Origin of the sequence: Kitasatospora sp. NPDC048365 (genome assembly GCF_043200835.1) — a bacterium.
Lineage (GTDB): Bacteria > Actinomycetota > Actinomycetes > Streptomycetales > Streptomycetaceae > Kitasatospora > Kitasatospora terrestris.
On sequence record NZ_JBICYJ010000004.1, the window covers coordinates 90,746 to 108,926 of the forward strand.

Below are 18,181 nucleotides of genomic sequence, written 5' to 3' on the forward strand. Positions count from 1 at the left end.
CTCAGCCCGTCTTCAGAGTGCGGTAGAAGGCCTGGCAGGCCTCGTAGTCGGGGAGCAGGCCGGTGGCCAGCGCCTCGGCCAGGGTGGGCGCGGCGGCGTCCCGGGCGGAGAGCTGCGGGGCCTCGGCGGGCCACTCGATCGCCAGGTCCGGGTCGAGCGGGTGGACCGCGTGCTCGCCGGTCGGGTTGTAGGTCTCGGAGCAGACGTACGACAGCGTGGCGTCGTCGGTCAGCGCGCAGAAGCCGTGGCCGAGGCCCTCGGCGATGTACACCGAGCGGCGCTCCACGTCGTCCAGGCGGACGAACTCCCACTGCTTGAAGGTGGGGGAGCCGACCCGCAGGTCGACGATCACGTCCAGCACCGCGCCGCGCACGCAGCTGACGTACTTGGCCTGGCCGGGCGGCACGTCGGCGAAGTGGATGCCGCGCACCACGTCCTTGGCCGACACCGACAGGTTGCCCTGGGCGAGGCGCAGCGGGTGGCCCACCGCCTCGGCCAGCCGGTCGTGGCGGTACCACTCCATGAACAGGCCGCGCGGGTCGCCGTGCTGCTGCGGGGTGACCTCGAAGGCCCCCTGGATCGACAGCTCGCGGATCTTCATCGACCGGTCTCCTCGTCGAGCAGGGCCAGCAGGTACTCGCCGTAGCCGCTCTTGGTGAGCGGCTCGGCCAGGGCGCGCAGCTGCGCGCCGTCGATCAGCCCGGCCCGCCACGCGGTCTCCTCCAGGCAGCCGATCTTGAAGCCCTGGCGCTCCTCGATGACCCGGACGAACTCGGAGGCCTGCACCATCGACACGAAGGTGCCGGTGTCCAGCCACGCGGTGCCCCGGTCGAGCGTGGTGACCTGGAGCTCACCCCGCTGCAGGTAGGCGTCGTTGACGGCGGTGATCTCCAGCTCGCCGCGGGCGCTGGGCTTCAGCCCGGCGGCGATCTCGACCACCTGGTTGTCGTAGAAGTACAGGCCGGGGACGGCGTACCGGGACTTCGGCTTCACCGGCTTCTCCTCGATGGAGATGACCTTGCCGTCCTCGTCGAACTCGACCACGCCGTACGCCGTCGGGTCGGCCACCGGGTACGCGAAGACCCGCCCGCCGACCGGCTCGGTGTGCTGGGCGAGCCGGGTGCCCAGGCCGCTGCCGTGGAAGATGTTGTCGCCGAGGATCAGCGCGACCGGCTCGTCGCCGATGAACTCGCGGCCCAGCACGAAGGCCTGGGCGATGCCCTCGGGGCGCTCCTGGACGGCGTACTCCAGCTTCAGGCCGAACTGCGAGCCGTCGCCCAGCAGCCGGACGAACTGGTCCTGGTCCTGCGGGGTGGTGATGATCAGGATCTCGCGGATGCCCGCCATGACCAGGGTCGAGAGCGGGTAGTAGATCATGGGCTTGTCGAAGACCGGGAGCAGCTGCTTAGAGACTGCCCGGGTCAGCGGCCAGAGTCGCGAGCCGGTGCCGCCCGCCAGGAGGATTCCACGCATGACGGGCAGCTTATTCGAGGCTGCCGGGGTGCCGCTGACCCAGGGTGGGGCGGCCGGACCCGGCAGGTAGACTGCGGCCACTATGCGCATCCTCGTAACCGGCGGCGCCGGATTCATCGGTTCAGAGTTCGTCCGTCAGCTGCTGGGCGCGGACCCGACGGCCCGGATCACCGTCCTCGACAAGCTCACCTACTCGGGAGTCGAGGCGAACCTCGCCCCGGTTGCGGACCACCCCGGCTACGCCTTCGTGCAGGGTGACATCTGCGACATCGACGCCGTCGACCGCGTGATGGCCGGCCACGACGTGGTCGTCCACTTCGCCGCCGAGTCGCACGTCGACCGCTCGATCGAGGGCGCCGGCCCGTTCGTCCAGACCAACGTGGTGGGCACCCAGGTCCTGCTGGACGCCGCCCGCAAGCACGGCGTCGCCCGCTTCGTCCACGTCTCCACCGACGAGGTCTACGGCTCCATCTCCGAGGGCTCCTGGACCGAGACCTGGCCGCTCGCCCCGAACTCGCCGTACTCCGCCTCCAAGGCCGGCTCCGACCTGCTGGCGCTGGCGTACCACCGCACCCACGGCATGGACGTGGTGGTCACCCGCTGCTCCAACAACTACGGGCACTACCAGTTCCCGGAGAAGGTCATCCCGCTCTTCACCACCAACCTGCTGGACGGCAAGAAGGTCCCGCTGTACGGCGAGGGCGGCAACATCCGCGACTGGCTGCACGTCTCCGACCACTGCCGCGGCATCGAGCTGGCCATGCGCAAGGGCCGGGCCGGCGAGGTCTACAACATCGGCGGCGGCACCGAGCTGACCAACAAGGAGCTCACCGGCCTGCTGCTGGAGGCCGCCGGCGCCGACTGGGACATGGTCGAGCGGGTCGCCGACCGCAAGGGCCACGACCTGCGCTACTCGCTGGACATCAGCAAGATCAGCGAGGAGCTGGGCTACGCCCCGCAGGTGCGGTTCGAGGACGGCCTCGCCGCCACCATCGCCTGGTACCGCGAGAACCGCGCCTGGTGGGAGCCGCTCAAGGCCCGCACCGGCCTCAGCGGCTGAGACGGGGGACCGCGGCCGTGGCCAACCCGATCGCGAAGGTGTTCGCCGCACTCCCCCCGGGGGTGCGGCTGATCCTCGGCGGCACCGTCGTGCTGGGCGCCTCCTCGTACATCTACCTGGCGCTCGCCGGATACAGCCTGGACGCCACCGACGTGGCCGGGGTCTCGGTGCTGTGGACCGTCGTCATGTCGGTCGGCTACGGCCTGTTCACCCCGGTGGAGCTCGAACTCAACCGGATCGTCTCCGCCCGTGACGTCGAGGGCCACGGCCCGCTGCCGGCGGTCCGCCGGGTCGCGCTCTTCACCGCCGGGGTGCTCACCCTGGTGCTCGCGCTCGTCGCCGCCTTCGCCCGGCCGCTGGCCGACCGGCTGTTCTCCGGGGACCTGGGCCTGGTGCTCGGCCTCGGCGGCGCCATGGTCGGCCTCGCGGTCAGCTCGGTGGTCCGCGGCGTGCTGGCCGGCCTCGGCCTGTTCCGCCCGTACGGCACCCAGCTGGCGGTCGACGGCGGCCTGCGGATCGGCCTGGCCGCGCTGCTGCCGCTGGCCGGCCTGCACTCGGCGCTGGCGTTCAGCCTGATCCTGGTGGTCGCCCCGCTCGCCGCCTCACTGATCGGCCTGCGCCAGGTGCTGGCGGACCGCCGCGGCGGACCCGCCCCCGCCTGGGGCGGGGTGTCCCGCGGCGTCGGACTGCTGATCGGCTCCACCCTGCTCTCCCAGCTGATGGTGAACGCCGCGGTGGTCAGTGTGAAGTTGCTCTCGCCCGACGACGTGGTCCTGGTCGGCGCGCTGCTCAGCGCCGTCGTGCTGGCCCGGGTGCCGCTCTTCGCCTACGCGGCCATCCAGGCCTCCCTGGTCTCCACCCTGTCCGGCAGCGCCGCGGCCGGCGACCACGGCGAGTTCCGCCGGACGCTGCTGCGCACCACCGCCGTGGTCGGCCTGATGTGCACGGCCGCCGGCGTGCCCACCGTGGTGCTCGGCCCGTGGCTGATCCAGCTGCTGTTCAACGCCGGCCCGGCGCTCGGCTGCCTGGACTTCCTCTGGCTGGTCCTCGGCACCCTCTGTTTTATGCTGGCCACCGTCTTCGGCCAGGCGCTGCTCTCGCTGGGCCGCCACCAGCAGCAGCTGCTCTCCTGGCTCGCCGGCACCGCGGTGCTGGTGCTCGTCACCCTCGGTCCCGGGGACGTCGGCACCCGCGCGGAACTGGGATACCTGGCTGGTGCTGCCGTGAGCGCGGCTGGCATGCTGTGGTCGCTGTTCCGCTCCCTGCCGGCAGGACGGCCGTCCGCCGTGGCCGCGCCCGCCCCCGCCGAGGGACCGAGCTCTGCAGCGGCAGTACCCGGATCCTGATCCCCTTATTCGTGGCAGCCACGCCCAGCTGCCGCTGAAAGGCGCGAACCGTCGTGCGACTAACGATCATCACCTCGATCACCGGCGTGCTGGTGCTCGTGTACATCCTGGAGCTGCTGCGGCGCCAGCAGCTCCGCGAGAAGTACGCGGCGATCTGGCTCGTGATCGGCCTGGTTGTCGCTCCGCTGGGCTTCTTCCCGTCGATCCTGGACTCCACCGCCCGCCGGCTCGGCATCGCCTCCGGCGTGAGCCTGGTGCTCTTCGCGGGCCTCATCCTGATCCTCCTGGTCAGCCTGCACCTCAGCTGGGAGGCCAGCCGGCTGGAGGCCGAGACCAGGAGCCTGGCCGAAGAGGTCGCGCTGCTCCGCTCGCACCTGGTCGAGCACCACGGCTACCCGGTTCGCAAGCAGGACACGGCAGCGTCGCTCGCCGGAGACCCCGAGGTGTACTCATGATCGACGGCAAGCGCGTCCTCATCATCCTGCCCGCCTGGAACGAGGCCGAGGGCCTGCCCGGCGTGCTCAAGGAGATCCAGACCGAGCTGCCCGGCGTCGACACCCTGGTCGTGGACGACGGTTCCACCGACCGCACCGCTGCGGTGGCCACCGAGAACGGCTCCCCGGTCGCCCAGCTGCCGTACAACCTGGGCGTCGGCGGCGCGATGCGGCTCGGCTACCGCTACGCCCACCTGCACGGCTACGACGTGGCGATCCAGGTCGACTCGGACGGCCAGCACAACCCGTCCTACGTCCCGCAGCTGCTGGCGAAGCTCGAGGAGGCCGACCTGGTGATCGGCGCCCGCTTCGCCGGCCAGGGCGACTACACCGTGCGCGGCCCGCGCAAGTGGGCGATGAAGCTGCTGTCGGTGGTGCTGTCCCGGATAACCAGGACCCGGCTGACCGACACCACCTCCGGCTTCCGCGCCTGCAACAAGCAGATGATCGAGTTCTTCGCCCAGTGGTACCCGGTGGAGTACCTCGGCGACACCATCGAGAGCATGGTCGGCGCGGCCCGCTGCGGCTTCACCGTCCGGCAGGTGCCGGTGGCCATGCGCGAGCGCACCACCGGTACCCCGAGCGCCTCGCCGATCAAGGCGACCATCTACCTCACCCGGGCCGGCCTCGTCCTGCTGCTGGCGATGATCCGACGGATGCCCCCGCACCTGAAGAACCTCGCCCCCGCCGCGCCCGGCCACCGGCCGCAGCTGGTCGGCGGCAACTGAGAGCGACGACGTGCCGGGCCTGGCAACCGACCGGCCAGGTCCGGCGCGTCGACCTCCGCCGTGGGCGGGACGCGCGCGGTGGCGCACTCCGGAGGCGCCGTTACGATGAGTCGCGCGAAGAGCACCTTCACAACCGGCCCCGGCGGTAGGCGGAGCCGGATCAACCAGGGGAAGAGTCGGAGTTCAGTGCGTAGTCCAGCAAAGGCCGTCGAGGCGCAGCCCGACGGCCTCGATCAGACCGGACCGGCCGACGGCCGTGGGGGGACCGACCCGGTTCTCCGGATCAAGGCGTGGGCTCTGCGGGCCTCCACCCACCGGAGGTTCTGGCCGTCCCTCCTGATCGGGGGCTACCTGGCCCAGCTGCTCTTCCGGCTGTACCTGGTCCGGCACCTGAGCTACCCGTCGGTGCACGCCGACGAGGACTCCTACCTCGTCCTCGCGCGGGTGCTGGCGGGCCGGTCGACCACCGAGATGCCGGTCGGCGTGGTGATCCCCGGCGGCTACCCGCTGCTGATCTCCCCGACTCTGCGGGTCACCGACGACCCCGTGCTGGCGTACCACCTGATCATGGGCATCAACGCCGTGCTCAACGCGCTGGTCCTGCCGCTCGCCTACGTCGCCCTGCGCCGCCTGGGGCTGCGCCGGATGCTGGCGTACGGTTTCGCCTTCGCCACCGCGCTGCTGCCCCCGGTGGTCTTCTACTCGCAGTTCGTCATGGCCGACACCGTGCTCCCGGCGCTGGTGCTGTGCTGGGTGATCTGCATGCACGGCTGGCTGTCGGAGGAGACCGCGAAGCGGCGGTACTGGTACGCCGCGGGCATGTCCGCCGCCGCCGCGTACTCGATGGCCACGCACGACCGCGGCGCCGTGATCGTCGCGCTGACCGGTCTCGTCGTCGTCCTGGCGCTGGTCTTCCGCTGGGCGCCGTGGCGCACCGGCGCGGTCGCCCTCGTGGTGCTCGCCGCAGGCTTCGCCGCGGCGAAGGTGCTGGCTGCCTGGCTGCTCACGCAGTTCGCGGTGCCCGACAGCACCGTCGGCACCCAGGCGATCGACGCCTTCACCAACCCCAAACTGATCACCCGCACCCTGGCCCGCGCGCTCGGCCAGATCTGGTACCTGACCGTCTCCACCTGGGGCATGGCCGGCCTGGCCATCGCGGTCTGCCTGGTCGGGCTCTTCAGCAGCCGGATCCCACGGGCCTCCCGGGTGGTGGGCGCCGTCATGATCGCGTTGATGTGCGGTGTCGCACTGGCTTCCTCGGCCGCGCTGCCGGATGACGGCCGGATCGACAACTGGGTGTACGCCCGCTACCTCGCGCTGCTGGTGCCGGCGATGTTCGTGACCGGCGCGGCCGTGCTGACCAGGCTGAGCCGTCGCCGGGTCGGCTACCTGTTCCTGGCCGCCCTCGGCGTCGCGGTGTTCTGCTACGTGGCGGTCACCCACTACGCGAGCTGGCGTCTCCACAAGCAGGTCTTCATCGGCTGGGCGCTCCCGGACACCTCGTTCCTCACCGCGAACTGGGGCGGCCTGCAGATGGCCCGGGCCACTGCCGCGGCCTTCGCACTGCTCTTGGTCGCCTACCTGTTCCGGATCACCGCCGGACGCAAGGGCATGTGGGCGGTCGCCGTCTCGCTGGTCCTGCTGGCCGGTTTCGCCACCGCGACGATCACCGAGCGGGTCTCCTACCCGCACTCCAACTGGCGCAAGTCCGAGGCGACCGGCTTCACCAAGGAGGCCGGGATCAAGCGGGGCGACAACCTGGTGATCGCCTGGGACATGGAGTGGGGCCTGCGGATGGCGCAGACCTACGAGATCCTCCAGGGCCGGGTCTGGTACCGGGACCCGCGCTGGCAGCCGTTGCCCGCAGAGGCGACGGTGATCGTCACCCCGCGGGCGGAGGAGGGCAAGCCGGCCGAGTCGTACTGGCCCGACCGCCCGAAGGAGTGGTACGTGGCCAAGGAGAGCAAGAAGAACGGCTGGATCATCTGGCGCAAGCGCTGACCAGCGGAACCACCCAATCGGGGCCGGTGAGGACCACCTCACCGGCCCCGATTGGCATCCGGGCTGCTCCGTGTGGCAGTATGTCCAAGTTGCTCGGTTGAGTGCCGATGCTGCGCGCCTCCCGCCGGGAGGACCGGAAGCGAGTCCCATGTACTCGTCGTTCCCGTGATGGCCGTTCATGTGTTCACGTGCTGTGTGTGAATGCAGTGGTGTGTAGTCGACACCGCGGCAGCTGCGGGGCGGACGTACGGGAATCTTCCGGGAAGCGTGTGCGGGGCCTCGACCCGGAGCTTCACCAAACCCCGGCAGTTCCAAACCGACGAGATGTTTTCGCCGGTTTTTTGCAAGCGCAAGGGCGACACGCCCGAGCGCGGGGGTCGGAGGAGTGGCCGTGAAGCAACGAACGACACAAAGGACTACTGAGTAGCCATGGCGGGACAGAAGATCCGCATCCGGCTCAAGGCCTACGACCACGAGGTCATCGACTCCTCGGCGAAGAAGATCGTCGAGACGGTGATCCGTACTGGTGCGCAGGTCGCGGGCCCGGTGCCGCTGCCCACTGAGAAGAACGTGTACTGCGTCATCCGCTCGCCGCACAAGTACAAGGACTCGCGCGAGCACTTCGAGATGCGTACTCACAAGCGTCTGATCGACATCCTCGACCCCACGCCGAAGACGGTTGACTCGCTCATGCGTCTCGACCTGCCGGCGGGCGTCGACATCGAGATCAAGCTCTGAGAGGCGCACCGAAGATGGCTAAGCAGATTAAGGGCATCCTGGGCGAGAAGCTCGGCATGACCCAGGTCTGGGACGAGAACAACCGGGTTGTCCCGGTGACCGTCGTCAAGGCTGGGCCCAATGTCGTGACCCAGGTCCACACCGCCGACAGCCCGGCCGGCTACGACGCCGTCCAGATCGGCTTCGGCGAGATCGACCCCCGCAAGGTGAACAAGCCCCTCCAGGGCCACTTCGCCAAGGCCGGTGTCACCCCCCGCCGCCACCTGGTCGAGCTCCGTACCTCGGACGCGTCCGAGTACGCCCTGGGCCAGGAGATCACCGCCGAGCTGTTCGAGGCGGGTGTCAAGGTCGACGTGACCGGCACCTCCAAGGGCAAGGGCTTCGCCGGTGTCATGAAGCGCCACAACTTCCGGGGCCTCGGCGCCGGTCACGGCGTGCAGCGCAAGCACCGTTCGCCCGGCTCGATCGGTGGCTGCGCCACCCCGGGTCGCGTGTTCAAGGGCATGAAGATGGCCGGCCGGATGGGCCACGAGCGCGTGACCACCCAGAACCTGACCATCCACGCCGTTGACGCGGAGAAGGGGCTGCTCCTCATCAAGGGCGCAATCCCGGGCCCGAATGGCGGCCTCGTCCTCGTCCGCACCGCGGCGAAGGGGCTGTGAGGATATGAGCACCATTGACATCCTGTCGCCCTCGGGCGACAAGGCCGGCAGCCTCGAGCTGCCCGCGGAGATCTTCGACGCCAAGGTCAGCGTTCCGCTGATGCACCAGGTCGTCGTGGCTCAGCTGGCCGCGGCCCGTCAGGGCACGCACAAGGTCAAGTCCCGCGGCGAGGTCCGTGGCGGCGGCCGCAAGCCGTACCGCCAGAAGGGCACCGGCCGCGCCCGTCAGGGCTCGACCCGCGCGCCGCAGTTCGTCGGCGGTGGCGTCGTGCACGGCCCCGTGCCGCGCGACTACTCGCAGCGGACCCCGAAGAAGATGATCGCCGCCGCCCTGCGCAGCGCGCTCACCGACCGGGCCCGCCACAACCGCATCCACGTCGTCACCGGCGTGACCGCGACCGAGGCGCCGTCGACCAAGGCCGCCAAGGCCCTGTTCGCGAAGATCTCCGAGCGCAAGAGCCTCCTCCTGGTGGTCGAGCGCGAGGACGAGCTGGGTCTGCTGTCCGCTCGCAACCTGGCGCACGTGCACATCCTGGACGCGGGTCAGCTGAACACCTACGACGTGCTCGTCTCCGACGATGTGGTCTTCACTCAGGCCGCCTTCGAGCGTTTCGTGGCCGGTCCGGCCGCGTCCGCCAAGGCTGTTGCCGCTGAGGGCGAGCTCGAAGGGAGCGCCGCCTGATGGCTGCAGAGATCACGAGCAAGACGTACTCGGACCCCCGTGACGTCCTGATCAAGCCGGTCATCTCGGAGAAGAGCTACTCGCTCCTCGACGAGAACAAGTACACGTTCGTCGTGGCTCCCGGTGCCAACAAGACCCAGATCAAGCAGGCCGTCGAGTCGGTCTTCTCGGTCAAGGTCGAGGCCGTCAACACGCTGAACCGTCAGGGCAAGCGCAAGCGCTCCAAGACGGGTTTCGGTAAGCGCAAGGACACCAAGCGCGCCATTGTGACGCTGGCCGAGGGCAACCGCATCGACATCTTCGGTGGTCCGACCTCCTGACGGGGGTCGTGATCGTCGATTAGGACGAGGACTAAAATGGGTATCCGCAAGTACAAGCCGACTACGCCGGGCCGCCGTGGCTCCAGCGTGGCCGACTTCGTCGAAATCACGCGGTCCACGCCGGAGAAGTCGCTGGTTCGCCCCCTGCACAGCAAGGGCGGCCGTAACAACGCCGGTCGTATCACCGCTCGCCACCAGGGTGGCGGTCACAAGCGCGCCTACCGCGTGATCGACTTCCGTCGTCACGACAAGGACGGCGTGCCGGCCAAGGTCGCGCACATCGAGTACGACCCGAACCGCACCGCGCGCATCGCGCTCCTGCACTACGCGGACGGCGAGAAGCGCTACATCATCGCCCCGCGCGGCATCGCTCAGGGTGACCGGGTGGAGAACGGCGCTGGCGCCGACATCAAGCCCGGCAACAACCTGCCGCTGCGCAACATCCCGGTCGGTACCACCATCCACGCGGTGGAGCTCCGTCCCGGCGGTGGCGCCAAGCTGGCCCGCTCCGCGGGTTCCGGCATTCAGCTGCTGGCTCGTGAGGGCAAGATGGCGCACCTGCGCATGCCCTCCGGCGAGATCCGCCTGGTGGACGCGCGCTGCCGCGCGACCGTCGGCGAGGTCGGCAACGCCGAGCAGTCGAACATCAACTGGGGCAAGGCCGGCCGTATGCGCTGGAAGGGCGTCCGCCCGACCGTGCGTGGTGTGGCCATGAACCCGATCGACCACCCGCACGGTGGTGGTGAGGGTAAGACCTCCGGTGGTCGCCACCCGGTCTCGCCGTGGGGCAAGCCCGAGGGCCGTACCCGTCGCCCGAACAAGGCGTCGGACTCCCTCATCGTGCGCCGCCGCAAGACCAACAAGAAGCGCTAGGAGCAGGTCAGATGCCGCGCAGTCTCAAGAAGGGCCCCTTCATCGACGACCACCTTCAGAAGAAGGTGGACGTGCAGAACGAGGCGGGCACGCAGAACGTCATCAAGACCTGGTCCCGTCGTTCCGTGATCTCCCCGGCCATGCTGGGTCACACGATCGCGGTCCACGATGGCCGCAAGCACGTCCCGGTGTTCGTCACCGAGTCGATGGTCGGCCACAAGCTCGGCGAGTTCGCTCCCACGCGCACCTTCAAGGGGCACGTGAAGGAAGACCGCAAGTCGAAGCGTCGCTAGTCGCTCCGCGAGCTTTAGCGCCAGAACGACTCAAATGACTTACTCCATTAAGGGGACAACCATGGAAGCCAGGGCCCAGGCGCGGTACATCCGCGTCACGCCCATGAAGGCCCGCCGCGTGGTGGACCTCATCCGTGGCCTCAACGCCACGGAGGCCCAGGCGGTCCTGCGTTTCGCTCCGCAGGCCGCCACCGTGCCGGTCGGCAAGGTGCTCGACAGCGCCATTGCCAACGCCGCGCACAACTACAACCACAGCGACGTGAACAGCCTCTACATCTCCGAGGCCTACGTCGACGAGGGTCCGACCCTGAAGCGGTTCCGTCCGCGCGCCCAGGGCCGCGCCTACCGGATCCGCAAGCGGACCAGCCACATCACCGTGGTCGTCAGCAGCAAGGAAGGGACCCGGTAATGGGCCAGAAGGTTAACCCGCACGGGTTCCGCCTCGGCATCAGCACGGACTTCAAGTCCCGCTGGTACGCCGACAAGCTGTACAAGGACTACGTCAAGGAAGACGTCGCCATCCGGCGTCTCATGACGAAGGGCATGGAGCGCGCCGGCATCTCCAAGGTCGAGATCGAGCGCACCCGTGACCGCGTCCGCGTGGACATCCACACCGCCCGTCCGGGCATCGTGATCGGCCGCCGTGGTGCGGAGGCCGACAAGATCCGCGGCAACCTCGAGAAGCTGACCGGCAAGCAGGTCCAGCTGAACATCCTCGAGGTCAAGAACCCCGAGCTGGACGCCCAGCTCGTGGCTCAGGGTGTTGCTGAGCAGCTGTCCTCCCGCGTCTCCTTCCGTCGCGCCATGCGTAAGAGCATGCAGTCGACCATGAAGGCCGGCGCCAAGGGCATCAAGGTTCAGTGCTCCGGTCGTCTCGGCGGCGCCGAGATGAGCCGTTCGGAGTTCTACCGCGAGGGCCGTGTGCCGCTGCACACCCTGCGCGCGAACGTCGACTACGGCTTCTTCGAGGCCAAGACCACCTTCGGCCGCATCGGCGTGAAGGTCTGGATCTACAAGGGCGACGTCAAGAACATCGCCGAGGTCCGCGCTGAGAACGCCGCTGCCCGCTCGGGCAACCGCCCGGCCCGTCCCGAGGGTGGTCGTCCCGCCCGCGGTGGCGAGCGCCGTGGTGGCGAGCGCGGTGGCCGTGGCCGTCGTCCCGCCGCTGCCGAGGCCCCCGCGGCCCCGGTCGCCGAGGCTCCGGCTGCTGAGAACACCGGAACGGAGGCCTGACCGACATGCTGATCCCCCGTCGGGTCAAGCACCGCAAGCAGCACCACCCGAAGCGCCGCGGCGCCTCGAAGGGTGGCACCGAGCTGGCGTTCGGCCAGTTCGGCATCCAGGCCGTGACCCCGGCCTACGTGACGAACCGTCAGATCGAGTCCGCTCGTATCGCGATCACCCGTCACATCCGTCGTGGCGGCAAGGTCTGGATCAACATCTACCCGGACCGCCCGCTGACCAAGAAGCCGGCCGAGACCCGCATGGGTTCCGGTAAGGGTTCGCCGGAGTGGTGGATCGCGAACGTGCACCCGGGTCGGGTCATGTTCGAACTGTCGTACCCGAACGAGAAGATTGCCCGCGAGGCGCTCACGCGTGCCGCGCACAAGCTTCCGATGAAGTGCCGGATCGTTCGGCGCGAGGACGGTGAGAGCTGATGTCGGCCGCTACCAAGGCTGCTGAGCTTCGCCAGCTGGACAACGAGGGTCTCGTTGCCAAGCTGCGTGAGGCCAAGGAGGAGCTGTTCAACCTCCGCTTCCAGGCGGCGACCGGGCAGCTCGACAACCACGGCCGGCTCCGGCTGGTCCGTAAGGACATCGCGCGGATCTACACCCTGATGCGCGAGCGCGAGCTGGGCATCGAGACGGTGGAGAACGCCTGATGACTGAGAACACCAACGAGACGCGCGGTTTCCGCAAGACCCGCGAGGGTCTCGTCGTCAGCGACAAGATGGACAAGACCGTCGTCGTCGCCGTCGAGGACCGCGTCAAGCACGCGCTGTACGGCAAGGTCATCCGCCGTACCAGCAAGCTGAAGGCGCACGACGAGCAGAACGCGTGCGGCATCGGCGACCGTGTCCTCCTCATGGAGACCCGGCCGCTGTCCGCGACGAAGCGCTGGCGCGTCGTCGAGATCCTCGAGAAGGCCAAGTAACGAAGCCGATGAGGTACGGCCGTATGTGCACCAGGTCCACGGATGCTGGTGTGAGCAGCGGCCGGCCCGTCGACTCTCGTTGACGATCAGGAGAAAGCTGTGATCCAGCAGGAGTCGCGACTGCGTGTCGCCGACAACACGGGTGCCAAGGAGATTCTCTGCATCCGCGTTCTCGGTGGCTCCGGTCGTCGCTACGCCGGTATCGGGGACGTCATCGTCGCGACCGTCAAGGACGCGATCCCCGGTGGTTCGGTGAAGAAGGGTGACGTCGTCAAGTGCGTCGTCGTCCGCACCGTCAAGTCGCGTCGTCGTCCGGATGGCTCGTACATCCGCTTCGACGAGAACGCCGCCGTTGTCATCAAGAACGCTGATGGCGACCCCCGCGGTACCCGCATCTTCGGCCCGGTGGGCCGCGAGCTGCGCGACAAGAAGTTCATGAAGATCATCTCGCTTGCGCCGGAGGTGCTCTAACTCATGGCGAACAGCATGAAGATCAAGAAGGGTGACCTGGTCCAGGTCATCACCGGCAAGGACAAGGGCAAGCAGGGCAAGGTCATTCAGGCCATCCCCGCTGAGAACAAGGTCCTCGTCGAGGGTGTCAACCGGGTCAAGAAGCACACCAAGCCGGGCCCCGGCACCCAGGGTGGCATCGTGACCGTCGAGGCCCCGGTGCACGTCTCCAACGTCCAGCTGGTCGTGGAGAAGGACGGCAAGAAGGTCGTCACCCGGGTCGGCTACCGCTTCGACGACCAGGGCAACAAGATCCGCGTTGCCAAGCGGACCGGTGAGGACATCTGATGTCTGAGACGACTGTTGAGAAGGTGACCCCCCGCCTCAAGGAGCGTTACAACTCCGAGGTCAAGGGTCAGCTGCACGAGCAGTTCTCGTACGAGAACGTCATGCTGATCCCCGGCCTGGTCAAGGTCGTGGTCAACATGGGTGTCGGCGAGGCCGCCCGTGACAGCAAGCTGATCGAGGGTGCCATCAAGGACCTGACCGCGATCACGGGTCAGAAGCCGGCTGTCACCAAGGCTCGTAAGTCCATCGCGCAGTTCAAGCTGCGCGAGGGCCAGCCGATCGGCTGCCACGTCACCCTCCGTGGTGACCGCATGTGGGAGTTCGTGGACCGTCTGGTGTCGCTGGCTCTGCCGCGTATCCGTGACTTCCGCGGCCTCTCGCCGAAGCAGTTCGACGGCCGTGGAAACTACACCTTCGGTCTGACCGAGCAGGTCATGTTCCACGAGATCGACCAGGACAAGGTCGACCGTCAGCGCGGTATGGACATCACCGTCGTGACCACCGCTCAGACCGACGATGAGGGCCGGGCGCTGCTGCGCGCTCTGGGCTTCCCGTTCAAGGAGGCGTGAGCCATGGCGAAGAAGGCCCTTATCGCTAAGTCCGAGCGCAAGCCGAAGTTCGGCGTCCGGGCGTACACCCGGTGCCAGCGCTGCGGCCGTCCGCACTCGGTGTACCGCAAGTTCGGCCTCTGCCGTGTCTGCCTCCGTGAGATGGCGCACCGCGGCGAGCTGCCGGGCGTGACCAAGAGCTCCTGGTAATCCAGCAGCCCTAGGCACCGCACCACGCGAAGCAGGGTGCCCGGCTCCACCGCTTTTGGGTTCCCGCCAGGGATCCCGTAAGGTAGTGGGGTCGGGCCCCCCTGCCGCGGCATCTCCATGGATGCTCGCGGCGCTCCTTTGAGGGCTCGCACCCATGTCTTACTACGTCGTAGGTCCCCTGCGCTTGTGCCCCTTTCGCACTCTTTCACGAGTGCGCGGAGGGGGACCTGGTGCGGAGAAACCACGGCGGGAGAGGCCTGAGGCCACCATGACCATGACCGACCCCATCGCAGACATGCTCACGCGTCTGCGTAACGCGAACTCGGCGTACCACGACTCCGTGGCGATGCCGGCCAGCAAGATCAAGGCGCACGTCGCCGAGATCCTGCAGCAGGAGGGGTACATCTCCTCCTACAAGGTTGAGGAGCCCGTCGAGGGCGAGGTCGGCAAGAAGCTGACCATCGAGCTCAAGTTCGGCCCCAACCGTGAGCGCTCCATCGCCGGCATCAAGCGCATCAGCAAGCCGGGTCTGCGCGTTTACGCAAAGTCCACCAACCTGCCGAAGGTCCTCGGCGGCCTGGGCGTGGCGATCATCTCCACGTCCTCGGGTCTCCTCACGGACAAGCAGGCCGCCAAGAAGGGCGTAGGCGGAGAAGTTCTCGCCTACGTCTGGTAATTCGGGAAACGGAGGTACAGCAATGTCTCGCATTGGACGGCTGCCCATCTCGGTTCCCGCCGGCGTGGACGTCACCATCGATGGCCGCGAGGTGTCGGTGAAGGGCCCCAAGGGCACCCTCACCCACGTCGTCGCCGCGCCGATCGAGATCGGCAAGGGCGAGGACGGCACCCTGCTCGTCACCCGCCCGAACGACGAGCGTCAGTCGAAGGCCCTCCACGGCCTGTCGCGGACGCTGGTGGCGAACATGATCACCGGCGTGACCGCGGGCTACCGCAAGTCGCTGGAGATCAGCGGCGTTGGTTACCGAGTCACGGCGAAGGGCTCCGACATGGAGTTCGCGCTGGGCTACAGCCACCCGATCCTGGTCCCCGCGCCGGAGGGCATCTCCTTCGTCGTCGAGTCGCCCACCAAGTTCCACGTGGACGGCATCGACAAGCAGAAGGTCGGCGAGGTCGCCGCTAAGATCCGCAAGCTGCGCAAGCCCGACCCGTACAAGGCCAAGGGCGTCAAGTACGCGGGCGAGGTCATCCGCCGCAAGGTCGGAAAGAGTGGTAAGTAAGCGATGAGCGTCTCTGTCAAGATCGGCAAGGGCAACGCCTACAAGAGCGCCGCTCGCAAGCGCCGCGCGATCCGCGTTCGCAAGCGCGTCACCGGCACCGAGGTGCGTCCGCGCCTCGTCGTGACCCGCTCGAACCGCCACATGGTCGCCCAGGTCATCGACGACGCCAAGGGTCACACCCTGGCGTCGGCGTCCACCCTCGACGTGTCCATCAAGGGCGCCGAGGGCGACAAGACCGAGCTGGCCAAGAAGGTCGGGAGCCTGGTCGCCGAGCGCGCCAAGGCCGCCGGCATCGAGTCGGTCGTCTTCGACCGCGCGGGCAACCGGTACGCCGGCCGCATCGCCGCTCTGGCGGACGCGGCCCGTGAGGCCGGGCTCGACTTCTAAGCCGCTCGTCGACTCTGTCGACGGACGTAAACGAGAGAGGTAATTCCAATGGCTGGACCCCAGCGCCGCGGTAGCGGCGCCGGCGGCGGCACGGGTGGCGAGCGGCGCGACCGTAAGCGCGACGAGCGGGGCGGCGCCCCGGTCGCCGAGAAGACCGCTTACGTCGAGCGCGTTGTCGCCATCAACCGTGTGGCCAAGGTTGTCAAGGGTGGTCGTCGTTTCAGCTTCACCGCGCTGGTCGTGGTGGGCGACGGTGACGGCACCGTGGGTGTCGGATACGGCAAGGCGAAGGAGGTTCCGGCCGCCATCGCCAAGGGTGTTGAGGAGGCCAAGAAGAACTTCTTCAAGGTCCCCCGTATCCAGGGCACCATCCCGCACCCGATCCAGGGCGAGAAGGCCGCTGGCGTCGTGCTCCTGAAGCCGGCTTCCCCCGGTACCGGTGTTATCGCCGGTGGCCCGGTGCGTGCCGTCCTGGAGTGCGCCGGCGTTCACGACATCCTGTCGAAGTCGCTCGGCTCGGACAACGCGATCAACATCGTGCACGCCACCGTGGCTGCTCTGAAGGGCCTCGTGCGCCCCGAGGAGATCGCCGCCCGTCGTGGCCTGCCCCTGGAGGACGTGGCTCCGGCCGCCCTGCTCCGGGCCCGTGCGGCTGGGGTGAGCGCCTGATGGCTCGCCTGAAGGTCACCCAGACCAAGTCGTACATCGGTAGCAAGCAGAACCACCGTGACACCCTCCGTTCGCTCGGCCTCAAGCGGCTGAACGACACCGTGGTGAAGGAGGACCGCCCGGAGATCCGCGGCATGGTCCACACCGTTCGTCACCTCGTCACGGTCGAGGAGGTGGACTGATCATGTCCGACAACCCGATCAAGATCCACAACCTGCGCCCGGCCCCCGGCGCCAAGACCGCGAAGATCCGCGTCGGTCGTGGTGAGGGTTCCAAGGGTAAGACCGCAGGTCGTGGTACCAAGGGCACCAAGGCCCGTTACCAGGTTCCGGAGCGCTTCCAGGGTGGCGCCATGCCGCTCCACATGCGCCTCCCGAAGCTGAAGGGCTTCAAGAACCCGGCCCACAAGCAGTTCCAGGTCGTGAACCTGGACAAGCTGGCCGAGCTCTACCCGAACGGTGGCGAGGTCACCGTGGCCGACCTGATCGCGAAGGGCGCCGTTCGCAAGAACGAGCTCGTCAAGGTCCTCGGCCAGGGCGACATCGCCGTGGCGCTGCAGGTGACGGTCGACGCCGTCTCCGGCTCCGCCGCCGAGAAGATCGCCGCGGCCGGCGGCTCGGTCACCGAGCTGCTCTGAGGCAATTGACTGACCCGGGCCCCGTACTTCCCGCAAGGGAGGTACGGGGCCCGTGCCTTTCCGGCACAACTGTCCAGAACCCGGGAGGGTCCGTCGGCACGCAGATTGGCATCGAGCCCAAGCTCAGCGATGCCGAGCTGGTCACGCCTACGACACCTGTTCCCCTACCTGCCCGGACAGTCCGGCTACAACCGGCGCCTGCGCAAGGCCGCAGACCTGATCGCCCGCGGCAACCGGCTGCCGGCCACCGGAACCGGCCCGTGGACCGACAACGTGTGGGTGGCCGGCCCCATCCCGATCGAGTGTTGCCGCTCCCGCGGGACCGGGGCTTACGGCTGCACCTGGTGTGCACCCTGCACGGCCTGCCCCGGGCACTGAGACCGACCTCGTGGCCACCCGGCCCGTACGGGCGCACCCGAGCGAGCCGGATCCCAACTGTTCAAGCCGCTGCGGCAGATCATCGATTCCGTCAAGACACCTTCAAGGGCCAGCTCGACCTAAACCGCACCAAGGCCGCACACCCCGCGGTGTCATGGTCCGTGTCCCCCCGCGGATACTCGCGCTGACCGCTGCAATCTGGCACAACGGCCGGGCTGGGCAGCCCGTCATGCGTTCCCTCACCGCCCACGACCACTGAACTCCTTGGCGTCAGTCATCCAGGGGGTGACGCTCTCGCTGGTCAGCGGGGTGCGGGTTGAGGTGCGGCGACCTGCTCGGCGACGGGATGTCCAGGTTGGCGGCCAGGTCCTGATGGAGCTTGGTCGGGGCGGTGATCTGCTTCGTGTCGCGCCAGCCGCACTCGACTTCCAGAAGTTGCCCTGTTCGAAACGGAGCTTGCCCTGCCGGGGCAGCGTGCAGGTAGCGGTTCAG

At 68.4% G+C, this 18,181-nt stretch carries 28 protein-coding genes; 26 read left to right on the forward strand and 2 right to left on the reverse strand.

Annotated features, from left to right (window positions below):
* Position 1 precedes the first annotated feature (1 nt).
* Both ACGFX4_RS05200 and rfbA read right to left on the reverse strand, forming a co-directional pair.
* Positions 2 to 601 carry a dTDP-4-dehydrorhamnose 3,5-epimerase family protein gene (locus ACGFX4_RS05200; RefSeq protein WP_345697586.1) on the reverse strand — a complete coding sequence of 200 codons (600 nt, stop codon included), beginning with the start codon at positions 599 to 601 and terminating at the stop codon, positions 2 to 4.
* Positions 598 to 1,473, reverse strand: a complete 876-nt coding sequence (gene rfbA, locus ACGFX4_RS05205; RefSeq protein WP_393070413.1) for a glucose-1-phosphate thymidylyltransferase RfbA — start codon at positions 1,471 to 1,473, stop codon at positions 598 to 600. The genes ACGFX4_RS05200 and rfbA overlap by 4 nt, the downstream gene beginning before the upstream one ends.
* A gap of 82 nt (positions 1,474 to 1,555) precedes the next feature.
* On the opposite strand from rfbA, the gene rfbB reads away from it, so the two are divergent.
* The 26 genes from rfbB to rplO all read left to right on the forward strand — a co-directional run bounded on the left by rfbB (position 1,556) and on the right by rplO (position 17,311).
* Entirely contained in the window at positions 1,556 to 2,533 is a 978-nt protein-coding gene (gene rfbB, locus ACGFX4_RS05210) for a dTDP-glucose 4,6-dehydratase (RefSeq protein WP_393070415.1), read from the forward strand.
* Positions 2,534 to 2,550: 17 nt separating this feature from the next.
* Positions 2,551 to 3,879 carry a lipopolysaccharide biosynthesis protein gene (locus ACGFX4_RS05215; RefSeq protein ID WP_393070417.1) on the forward strand — a complete coding sequence of 443 codons (1,329 nt, stop codon included), beginning with the start codon at positions 2,551 to 2,553 and terminating at the stop codon, positions 3,877 to 3,879.
* Positions 3,880 to 3,932: 53 nt separating this feature from the next.
* Positions 3,933 to 4,334, forward strand: coding sequence for a DUF2304 domain-containing protein (locus ACGFX4_RS05220; protein ID WP_393070418.1), 402 nt, complete (start codon positions 3,933 to 3,935; stop codon positions 4,332 to 4,334).
* Positions 4,331 to 5,101 (forward strand): glycosyltransferase family 2 protein, encoded by a 771-nt coding sequence (locus tag ACGFX4_RS05225; RefSeq protein WP_393070419.1) that lies wholly within the window; start codon positions 4,331 to 4,333, stop codon positions 5,099 to 5,101. Before ACGFX4_RS05220 ends, ACGFX4_RS05225 begins: the two co-directional genes overlap by 4 nt.
* A 186-nt stretch (positions 5,102 to 5,287) precedes the next feature.
* Positions 5,288 to 7,102: a hypothetical protein gene (locus ACGFX4_RS05230; protein ID WP_393070420.1), complete on the forward strand. Its 1,815-nt coding sequence runs from the start codon at positions 5,288 to 5,290 to the stop codon at positions 7,100 to 7,102.
* Between the two features lie 429 nt (positions 7,103 to 7,531).
* Positions 7,532 to 7,840 carry a 30S ribosomal protein S10 gene (rpsJ, locus tag ACGFX4_RS05235; protein WP_012785157.1) on the forward strand — a complete coding sequence of 103 codons (309 nt, stop codon included), beginning with the start codon at positions 7,532 to 7,534 and terminating at the stop codon, positions 7,838 to 7,840.
* A gap of 14 nt (positions 7,841 to 7,854) precedes the next feature.
* Positions 7,855 to 8,502, forward strand: a complete 648-nt coding sequence (rplC, locus tag ACGFX4_RS05240) for a 50S ribosomal protein L3 (RefSeq protein ID WP_393070422.1) — start codon at positions 7,855 to 7,857, stop codon at positions 8,500 to 8,502.
* A gap of 4 nt (positions 8,503 to 8,506) precedes the next feature.
* Positions 8,507 to 9,184 (forward strand): 50S ribosomal protein L4, encoded by a 678-nt coding sequence (gene rplD, locus ACGFX4_RS05245; RefSeq protein ID WP_345697578.1) that lies wholly within the window; start codon positions 8,507 to 8,509, stop codon positions 9,182 to 9,184.
* The gene (rplW, locus tag ACGFX4_RS05250; RefSeq protein WP_393070424.1) at positions 9,184 to 9,504 is read left to right on the forward strand and encodes a 50S ribosomal protein L23; all 321 of its coding nucleotides are present in this window, start codon (positions 9,184 to 9,186) and stop codon (positions 9,502 to 9,504) included. Before rplD ends, rplW begins: the two co-directional genes overlap by 1 nt.
* A 36-nt stretch (positions 9,505 to 9,540) precedes the next feature.
* Entirely contained in the window at positions 9,541 to 10,377 is an 837-nt protein-coding gene (rplB, locus tag ACGFX4_RS05255; RefSeq protein ID WP_393070426.1) for a 50S ribosomal protein L2, read from the forward strand.
* A gap of 11 nt (positions 10,378 to 10,388) precedes the next feature.
* On the forward strand, positions 10,389 to 10,670 hold the full coding sequence (rpsS, locus tag ACGFX4_RS05260) for a 30S ribosomal protein S19 (RefSeq protein ID WP_014136283.1): 282 nt from the start codon (positions 10,389 to 10,391) through the stop codon (positions 10,668 to 10,670).
* A 61-nt stretch (positions 10,671 to 10,731) separates the two neighbouring features.
* Positions 10,732 to 11,079: a 50S ribosomal protein L22 gene (gene rplV / locus ACGFX4_RS05265; RefSeq protein ID WP_345697577.1), complete on the forward strand. Its 348-nt coding sequence runs from the start codon at positions 10,732 to 10,734 to the stop codon at positions 11,077 to 11,079.
* Positions 11,079 to 11,903, forward strand: coding sequence for a 30S ribosomal protein S3 (gene rpsC, locus ACGFX4_RS05270; RefSeq protein ID WP_285737071.1), 825 nt, complete (start codon positions 11,079 to 11,081; stop codon positions 11,901 to 11,903). The genes rplV and rpsC overlap by 1 nt, the downstream gene beginning before the upstream one ends.
* Before the next feature lie 5 nt (positions 11,904 to 11,908).
* Positions 11,909 to 12,328 carry a 50S ribosomal protein L16 gene (gene rplP, locus ACGFX4_RS05275; RefSeq protein ID WP_014136280.1) on the forward strand — a complete coding sequence of 140 codons (420 nt, stop codon included), beginning with the start codon at positions 11,909 to 11,911 and terminating at the stop codon, positions 12,326 to 12,328.
* Positions 12,328 to 12,552 carry a 50S ribosomal protein L29 gene (gene rpmC, locus ACGFX4_RS05280; protein WP_345697575.1) on the forward strand — a complete coding sequence of 75 codons (225 nt, stop codon included), beginning with the start codon at positions 12,328 to 12,330 and terminating at the stop codon, positions 12,550 to 12,552. Before rplP ends, rpmC begins: the two co-directional genes overlap by 1 nt.
* A complete protein-coding gene (rpsQ, locus tag ACGFX4_RS05285; protein WP_253797170.1) occupies positions 12,552 to 12,824 on the forward strand; it encodes a 30S ribosomal protein S17 in 273 nt (90 codons plus the stop codon). Before rpmC ends, rpsQ begins: the two co-directional genes overlap by 1 nt.
* Before the next feature lie 99 nt (positions 12,825 to 12,923).
* The gene (rplN, locus tag ACGFX4_RS05290; RefSeq protein WP_345697574.1) at positions 12,924 to 13,295 is read left to right on the forward strand and encodes a 50S ribosomal protein L14; all 372 of its coding nucleotides are present in this window, start codon (positions 12,924 to 12,926) and stop codon (positions 13,293 to 13,295) included.
* A 15-nt stretch (positions 13,296 to 13,310) separates the two neighbouring features.
* Complete coding sequence (gene rplX / locus ACGFX4_RS05295) at positions 13,311 to 13,622, forward strand: 50S ribosomal protein L24 (RefSeq protein ID WP_033214113.1); 312 nt, start codon at positions 13,311 to 13,313, stop codon at positions 13,620 to 13,622.
* The gene (gene rplE / locus ACGFX4_RS05300; protein ID WP_393070428.1) at positions 13,622 to 14,191 is read left to right on the forward strand and encodes a 50S ribosomal protein L5; all 570 of its coding nucleotides are present in this window, start codon (positions 13,622 to 13,624) and stop codon (positions 14,189 to 14,191) included. The genes rplX and rplE overlap by 1 nt, the downstream gene beginning before the upstream one ends.
* 3 nt (positions 14,192 to 14,194) lie before the next feature.
* On the forward strand, positions 14,195 to 14,380 hold the full coding sequence (locus ACGFX4_RS05305) for a type Z 30S ribosomal protein S14 (protein WP_008747480.1): 186 nt from the start codon (positions 14,195 to 14,197) through the stop codon (positions 14,378 to 14,380).
* 268 nt (positions 14,381 to 14,648) lie between these two features.
* Positions 14,649 to 15,056 (forward strand): 30S ribosomal protein S8, encoded by a 408-nt coding sequence (rpsH, locus tag ACGFX4_RS05310; protein WP_030055831.1) that lies wholly within the window; start codon positions 14,649 to 14,651, stop codon positions 15,054 to 15,056.
* Between the two features lie 22 nt (positions 15,057 to 15,078).
* On the forward strand, positions 15,079 to 15,618 hold the full coding sequence (rplF, locus tag ACGFX4_RS05315; RefSeq protein ID WP_393070430.1) for a 50S ribosomal protein L6: 540 nt from the start codon (positions 15,079 to 15,081) through the stop codon (positions 15,616 to 15,618).
* Between the two features lie 3 nt (positions 15,619 to 15,621).
* Positions 15,622 to 16,005: a 50S ribosomal protein L18 gene (gene rplR / locus ACGFX4_RS05320; RefSeq protein WP_030055833.1), complete on the forward strand. Its 384-nt coding sequence runs from the start codon at positions 15,622 to 15,624 to the stop codon at positions 16,003 to 16,005.
* 48 nt (positions 16,006 to 16,053) lie between these two features.
* On the forward strand, positions 16,054 to 16,674 hold the full coding sequence (rpsE, locus tag ACGFX4_RS05325; RefSeq protein ID WP_030457410.1) for a 30S ribosomal protein S5: 621 nt from the start codon (positions 16,054 to 16,056) through the stop codon (positions 16,672 to 16,674).
* A complete protein-coding gene (gene rpmD / locus ACGFX4_RS05330) occupies positions 16,674 to 16,856 on the forward strand; it encodes a 50S ribosomal protein L30 (RefSeq protein WP_014136270.1) in 183 nt (60 codons plus the stop codon). The genes rpsE and rpmD overlap by 1 nt, the downstream gene beginning before the upstream one ends.
* Positions 16,857 to 16,858: 2 nt before the next feature.
* Positions 16,859 to 17,311, forward strand: a complete 453-nt coding sequence (gene rplO / locus ACGFX4_RS05335) for a 50S ribosomal protein L15 (RefSeq protein WP_393070433.1) — start codon at positions 16,859 to 16,861, stop codon at positions 17,309 to 17,311.
* The last annotated feature ends 870 nt before the right edge of the window (positions 17,312 to 18,181 follow it).